Annotated in this window: 5 protein-coding genes; all 5 read left to right on the top strand. The window is 75.7% G+C overall.

Annotated features, from left to right (window positions below; genetic code table 11):
* Positions 1-721, top strand: a 721-nt coding sequence (locus tag HCJ92_RS21080; RefSeq protein WP_167935196.1) for a universal stress protein, incomplete at its 5' end; no start/stop codon positions are given.
* Positions 722-952: 231 nt separating this feature from the next.
* Positions 953-1852 carry a MurR/RpiR family transcriptional regulator gene (locus HCJ92_RS21075; RefSeq protein WP_167935195.1) on the top strand — a complete coding sequence of 300 codons (900 nt, stop codon included), beginning with the start codon at positions 953-955 and terminating at the stop codon, positions 1850-1852.
* Between the two features lie 244 nt (positions 1853-2096).
* Positions 2097-3812, top strand: coding sequence for a urocanate hydratase (hutU, locus tag HCJ92_RS21070; protein WP_167935194.1), 1716 nt, complete (start codon positions 2097-2099; stop codon positions 3810-3812).
* Positions 3809-5035, top strand: a complete 1227-nt coding sequence (locus HCJ92_RS21065) for an allantoate amidohydrolase (RefSeq protein WP_167935193.1) — start codon at positions 3809-3811, stop codon at positions 5033-5035. The genes hutU and HCJ92_RS21065 overlap by 4 nt, the downstream gene beginning before the upstream one ends.
* On the top strand, positions 5026-6256 hold a 1231-nt coding region (locus HCJ92_RS21060; protein ID WP_167935192.1), incomplete at its 3' end, for a formimidoylglutamate deiminase. The genes HCJ92_RS21065 and HCJ92_RS21060, both read left to right, overlap by 10 nt.

The raw sequence follows: 6256 nt of genomic DNA, 5'->3' as shown, positions 1-6256 counted from the left end.
CGCCCGCGCCGGCCAGGTGGCCCCGGGCCTCCCGGTGCGCGCGACCACCCTGCGGGAGGACCCCGGCGACGCGCTGCCGCACGCGGCGTCGCACGCCGCGCTGCTCGTGGTGGGCACCGGCGGGAACCACGGCGTCCTTGCCGACATGCTGCGGGGCTCCGTCGGGCTGGCCGTCGCCAGCCGGGCGGACTGCCCGGTCGTCGTCGTCCCGGAGACCGCGGGCGGACCGGTCGCCCGGGAACCCGACCGGGCCCCCGAGGTGGTGCTGGGCGTCGGTGAGCGTGATCACGCCGCCGCCGCGCGGTTCGCCGCCGAGGCGGCCGTCCGCCGGGGATGCGTACTGCGCGCCGTCGCGGCGTGGCAGTCACCGCCGCTCGGAGTCGGGGACGTGCCGGTCGACGCGGCGGAGTGGCGGCTGGTCTACCGGGACCGCGCGGACCGGGCGCTCGACACCGCCCTCGCACCGGTGTCCGCGGCCCACCCCGGTCTCACCGTGCGACGCCACACGGAGGAGGGCAACAGCTCCCACGCGCTGCTCACGGCGGCGGAGGGTGCCACTCTGCTGGTGGTCGGCGCCGGCCGGGAGGTCACCGGCCGGTCGGGTCCGCACCTGGGCAGTGTGGCGCGGTCGGTGCTGCACCGGGCGCGCTGCCCGGTCGTCGTCGTCCCGGACGCCGAGGCCGACACCGCCGCCGGACCGGCCGGTGCCGAGGCGGCGTGACGGCCGAGACGGTCGGCACCGCGCGGCACTCACGTCTCCGATCTGCTCCGACCTGCTCCGACCTGCTCCGTCCGGCTCCGTCCGGCTCCGTCCGGCTCCGACCTGCTCCGTCCGGCTCCGTCCGGCTCCGTCCGGCTCCGACCTGCTCCGCCCGGCGGGGCGGTCACACCTGGACGTTGCCGGCCGCCTGGGCCACCGGAGGCGCGCTCCCCGCCGGCGCTGCATAGACTTATGCAGGTGGATACGGCGAGTATGCGGCTGCTGGCCCTCTTCGAGGGGCACCGGCTGACCCCGACTCAACGGCGGATCGCGCACTGCATGGTGCGGCAGGGGAACGAGGCGGCGTTCCTGTCCAGCGTCGAGCTGGCCGAACTGGCGGGCGTCAGCCAGCCCTCCGTCACCCGGTTCGCGGTGGCGCTCGGCTTCGACGGTTACCCCGCGCTGCGGCGGAAGCTCCGCGAGACGCTGCGCACGCCCGCCGACGGCGTCGCCGCGGACCCCGGCGCGGCGGCGGAAGACGTCGCGGACGCGCCCGATGGCACGGCACCGGCGCCACCGCTCAACGCCCACCAGCAGGCCGTGCACGCGGAGATCGCCAAGCTGCGCCAGCTCGCCGACCTGCTCGCGGACCCCGGACCCGTGGTCGAGGCGGGCCGCCGTCTCGCCGCCTCCCGCCCGCTCCCCGTCCTCGGGCTGCGGGCGGCGGCTGCCCAGGCGCGGGGCTTCTCCTACTTCGCCGCCAAGGTCCACCCCGACGTCCGGGTCCTCGACGAGGGCGGCACCATGCTCGCCGACCGGCTGGACGCCGCCGTCGCCGCGGGGGCGACGGAGCTGCTCTGCTTCGCGCTGCCCCGCTACCCGGCCGAGGTCGCCGAGGCGCTCGACGTGGCGCGCACCGCGGGGCTCGGCGTGGTGATCGTCGCGGACGGCGCGTTCGTCCCGGTGGTGAACTCCGGGGACCTGCTGCTGCCCGCCGCCGTCGGGCGGGCGCTCACCTTCGACACCGCCTGCGCACCGATGATGCTCGGCCGGGTGCTGCTGGAGACGATGTGCGACGCGCTGCCGCAGGCCCAGGCGCGCCTGGAGCGGTTCGACGCCCGAGCGGCCGAGCGCGGGCTCTTCCTGGAGTGAGGGGGCCTGCCGCGGGCGGGGCCTCAGCTCCGGCCTCACCTCCGTAGGGCCGGAGCCCGCCCGACGGTGCGAGCGACGGGAGTTGCGCAGACGTTGTTGACTGAAGATATTCAGTCCGTAGAGTGAGTGAATACTACTCGTCAGGCACCGTCATCGGCCCGAGCCCCACGGCCGCGGCACCCGCCCGGGCCACCGGACGAACCCCGCGCCCCCGGCCCGGACCGGCACCCGGGAGGCAGCGGCCATGTCAGGACCCCGACCCGTACGCGCCCCGCGCGGCAACCAGCTCACCACCCTCGGATGGCAGCAGGAAGCCGCGCTGCGGATGCTCCAGAACAACCTCGACCCCGAGGTCGCCGAACACCCCGACCAGCTCGTCGTCTACGGCGGCACCGGCCGCGCCGCGCGCGACTGGCCGTCCTTCGACGCCATGGTCCGCACCCTGCGCACCCTCAAGCAGGACGAGACGATGCTCGTCCAGTCGGGCCGCCCCGTCGGCGTCCTCACCACCCACGAGTGGGCGCCGCGCGTGCTGCTCGCCAACTCCAACCTCGTCGGCGACTGGGCCAACTGGGAGGAGTTCCGCCGCCTGGAGCACCTCGGCCTCACCATGTACGGCCAGATGACCGCCGGTTCCTGGATCTACATCGGCACCCAGGGCATCCTCCAGGGCACCTACGAGACCTTCGCCGCCGTCGGCGCCAAACTCGCCGAGACCCGCGGCGGCGACGGTTCGCTGGCCGGGACCATCACCCTCACCGCCGGGCTCGGCGGCATGGGCGGCGCCCAGCCGCTCGCCGTCACCATGAACGGCGGCGTCGCGCTCTGCATCGACTGCGACCCGCGCGCCATCGACCGCCGCATCGAGCACCGCTACCTCGACGTCCGCGCCGACTCCCTCCAGCACGCGCTGCGCCTGGCCACCGACGCCCGCGACAAGCGCGAACCGCTCTCCATCGGCGTCCTCGGCAACGCCGCCGAGCTGCTGCCCCGGCTGCTCGCCGACGGCGCGCCCATCGACATCGTCACCGACCAGACCAGCGCCCACGACCCGCTGGCCTACCTGCCGACCGGAGTGGCCTTCGAGGAGATGGCGACCTACGCCGCCGAGAAGCCCGCCGACTTCACCCAGCGGGCCCGGGAGTCCATGGCCCGCCACGTCGAGGCCATGGTCGGCTTCCAGGACGCCGGGGCCGAGGTCTTCGACTACGGCAACTCGATCCGCGGCGAGGCCCGGCTCGCCGGGTACGGCCGGGCCTTCGACTTCCCCGGCTTCGTCCCCGCCTACATCCGCCCGCTGTTCTGCGAGGGCAAGGGCCCCTTCCGGTGGGCCGCCCTCAGCGGCGACCCCGCCGACATCGCGGCCACCGACCGGGCCGTACTGGACCTGTTCCCCGAGAACGAGCAGCTGGCGCGCTGGATCCGGCTGGCGGGGGAGCGCGTCACGTTCCAGGGGCTGCCCGCCCGGATCTGCTGGCTCGGCCAGGGCGAGCGCGACCGGGCCGGGGAGCGGTTCAACGACATGGTCGCCTCCGGCGAGATCAGCGCCCCCCTCGCCATCGGCCGCGACCACCTCGACACCGGCTCCGTCGCCTCCCCGTACCGCGAGACCGAGGCGATGGCCGACGGCTCCGACGCCATCGCCGACTGGCCGCTCCTCAACGCCATGGTCAACGTCGCCTCCGGCGCCTCGTGGGTCTCGATCCACCACGGCGGCGGCGTCGGCATGGGCCGCTCGCTGCACGCGGGACAGGTCACGGTCGCCGACGGGACCCCGCTGGCGGGCGAGAAGATCCGCCGCGTCCTCACCAACGACCCGGGCACCGGCGTCATCCGCCACGTCGACGCCGGCTACCCCGAGGCGGAGGAGACCGCCCGACGGGAGGGCGTCCGCATCCCCATGCGGGAGGGCGACACCCCGGACGCGACCGGCGCCCCCGCCGGGGAGGCCGGCCGATGAGCCCCGCCGGCTTCCACGAGATGTGGCGCGACCTGCTCCCGGTCGGCCGCGACACCGCCTCCGGCGGCTACCGCCGCTACGCCTGGTCCGGCGCCGACGCCGACTGCCGCGCCTGGTTCCGCGCCCAGGCCGAGGACCGCGGGCTGCACTACGAGACGGACCGCAACGGCAACCAGTGGGCCTGGCTCGGTGACCCGAACGGGAACGACGCCGTCGTCACCGGCTCCCACCTGGACTCCGTCCCCGACGGCGGTGCCTTCGACGGGCCCCTGGGCGTGGTTTCCGCCTTCGCTGCCGTCGACGGCCTCCTCGCCCGCGGCGCCCGCCCCACCCGGCCGGTCGCGGTGGTGAACTTCGGCGACGAGGAGGGCGCCCGCTTCGGCCTCGCCTGCGTCGGCTCCCGTCTCAGCGCCGGACGGCTCGCCCCCGAGGACGCGCACCGCCTCACCGACGCCGACGGCGTCACCCTCGCCACCGCTATGGAACGCGCCGGCCACGACCCCGCCGGCATCGGCCCCGACCCCGAACGCCTCGCCCGCATCGGCGCCTTCGTCGAGCTCCACGTCGAGCAGGGCCGGGCGCTCGCCGACACCGACCACGCCGTCGGCGTCGCCTCCGCCATCTGGCCCCACGGCCGCTGGCGTTTCGACTTCCACGGCGAGGCCAACCACGCCGGCACCACCCGGCTGGCCGACCGCCACGACCCGATGCTGACCTACGCCAACACCGTCCTCGCCGCCCGCAAGAAGGCGCGCCTCGCCGGGGCGCTGGCCACCTTCGGCAAGGTCGGAGTCGAACCCAACGGCGTCAACGCGATCCCCTCGCTCGTCCGGGGCTGGCTCGACTCCCGCGCCGCCGACCAGGAGACCCTGGACCGCGTCGTCGCCGAGATCCGGGCCGCCGCCGAGGAACGCGGCGGCCGTGACGGCGTCCGGGTCGAGGTCACCCGCGAGTCCTTCACCCCCGTCGTGGAGTTCGACAACGCGCTGCGCGACCGGCTCGCCGGCCTCCTCGGCGGCGACCGGCCCGACGCGGTGCCCGTCCTGCCCACCGGAGCGGGACACGACGCCGGAATCCTGTCCTCCGAGCTCCCCAGCGCGATGATGTATGTGAGGAACCCGACCGGCGTCTCCCACTCGCCCGCCGAGAGCGCCGACGAGGACGACTGCACGGCCGGGGTCACCGCACTCACCGAGGTGCTGGAGGGACTGGCATGTCGCTGACCCCGCAGACCTACTGGGCCGAACACGCCTGGATCGACCACGAGGTACGGCCTGCCGTCCTCGTGACCGCCGACGCCGACGGACGGATCGACACCGTCACCCCCGGCGTGACCGAACCACCACCCGGGGCGGTCCCGCTGCACGGCCTCACCCTCCCCGGCCTCGCCAACGCCCACAGCCACGCCTTCCACCGGGCCCTGCGCGGCACCTCCCAGGCCATGCCCGGCCGCACCGGCGCGCCGGGTGGCGACGCGGCGGCCACCGGGAGCTTCTGGACCTGGCGCGAGACGATGTACGCCGTCGCCGACCGCCTCACCCCCGAGAGCTACTACGAGCTCGCACGGGCCGTCTACGCCGAGATGGCGCTCGCCGGCATCACTGCCGTCGGGGAGTTCCACTACCTGCACCACACGCCCGGCGGCGTCCGTCACCAGGACCCCAACTCCATGGGCGCCGCCCTCGCCGCCGCGGCCGACGCCGCCGGTATCCGCCTCACCCTGCTCGACACCTGCTACCTCTCCGCGGGGTTCGGCGCCCCGCCCGGCCCGACGCAGACCCGGTTCAGCGACGGTGACGCCCTCGCCTGGGCCCGGCGGGTCGACGCGCTCGACCTCGGCGCGGACACCGTCATCGGCGCCGCCGTGCACTCCGTGCGCGCCGTCCCCGCAGACCAGCTGTCCGTCGTCGGCGACTGGGCGCGCGAGCGGGGCGCGCCCCTCCACGTCCACCTCTCCGAGCAGCCCGCCGAGAACGCGGACTGCCTCTCCCACCACGGCCGGACCCCGGCCCGGCTGCTCGCCGACCACGGCCTCCTCGGCCCGGCCACCACCGCCGTCCACGCCACCCACCTCACCGCTGCCGACATCGCCCTCCTCGGCACCACCTCCACCGGCGTCTGCATGTGCCCCACCACCGAACGCGACCTCGCCGACGGCATCGGGCCCGCCGTCGCCCTCCGGGACGCGGGCAGCCCGATCTCGCTCGGCAGCGACAGCCACGCCGTGATCGACCTGCTGGAGGAGGCCCGCGCCGTCGAGCTCGACGAACGCCTGCGCACCGGCCGCCGCGGGCACTGGACCGCCCACGAGCTGCTCACCGCGGCGACCCGCCACGGGCACGCCGCCCTCGGCCGCCCCGACGGCGGACGGCTGGCGCCCGGCGCGCCCTGCGACCTGGCGACCGTCGCGCTCGACAGCGTCCGCACCGCCGGTACCCGCCCGC

Origin of the sequence: Streptomyces spiramenti (genome assembly GCF_012034385.1) — a bacterium.
Lineage (GTDB): Bacteria > Actinomycetota > Actinomycetes > Streptomycetales > Streptomycetaceae > Streptomyces > Streptomyces spiramenti.
This window is presented reverse-complemented; position numbering and strand designations above follow the sequence as displayed.

Excerpts from the sequence above, each read along its gene's own strand:
- hutU (WP_167935194.1), top strand. The coding sequence starts at position 2,097 with ATGTCAGGACCCCGACCCGTACGCGCCCCGCGCGGCAACCAGCTCACC.
- HCJ92_RS21075 (WP_167935195.1), top strand. The coding sequence starts at position 953 with ATGCAGGTGGATACGGCGAGTATGCGGCTGCTGGCCCTCTTCGAGGGG.
- HCJ92_RS21065 (WP_167935193.1), top strand. The coding sequence starts at position 3,809 with ATGAGCCCCGCCGGCTTCCACGAGATGTGGCGCGACCTGCTCCCGGTC.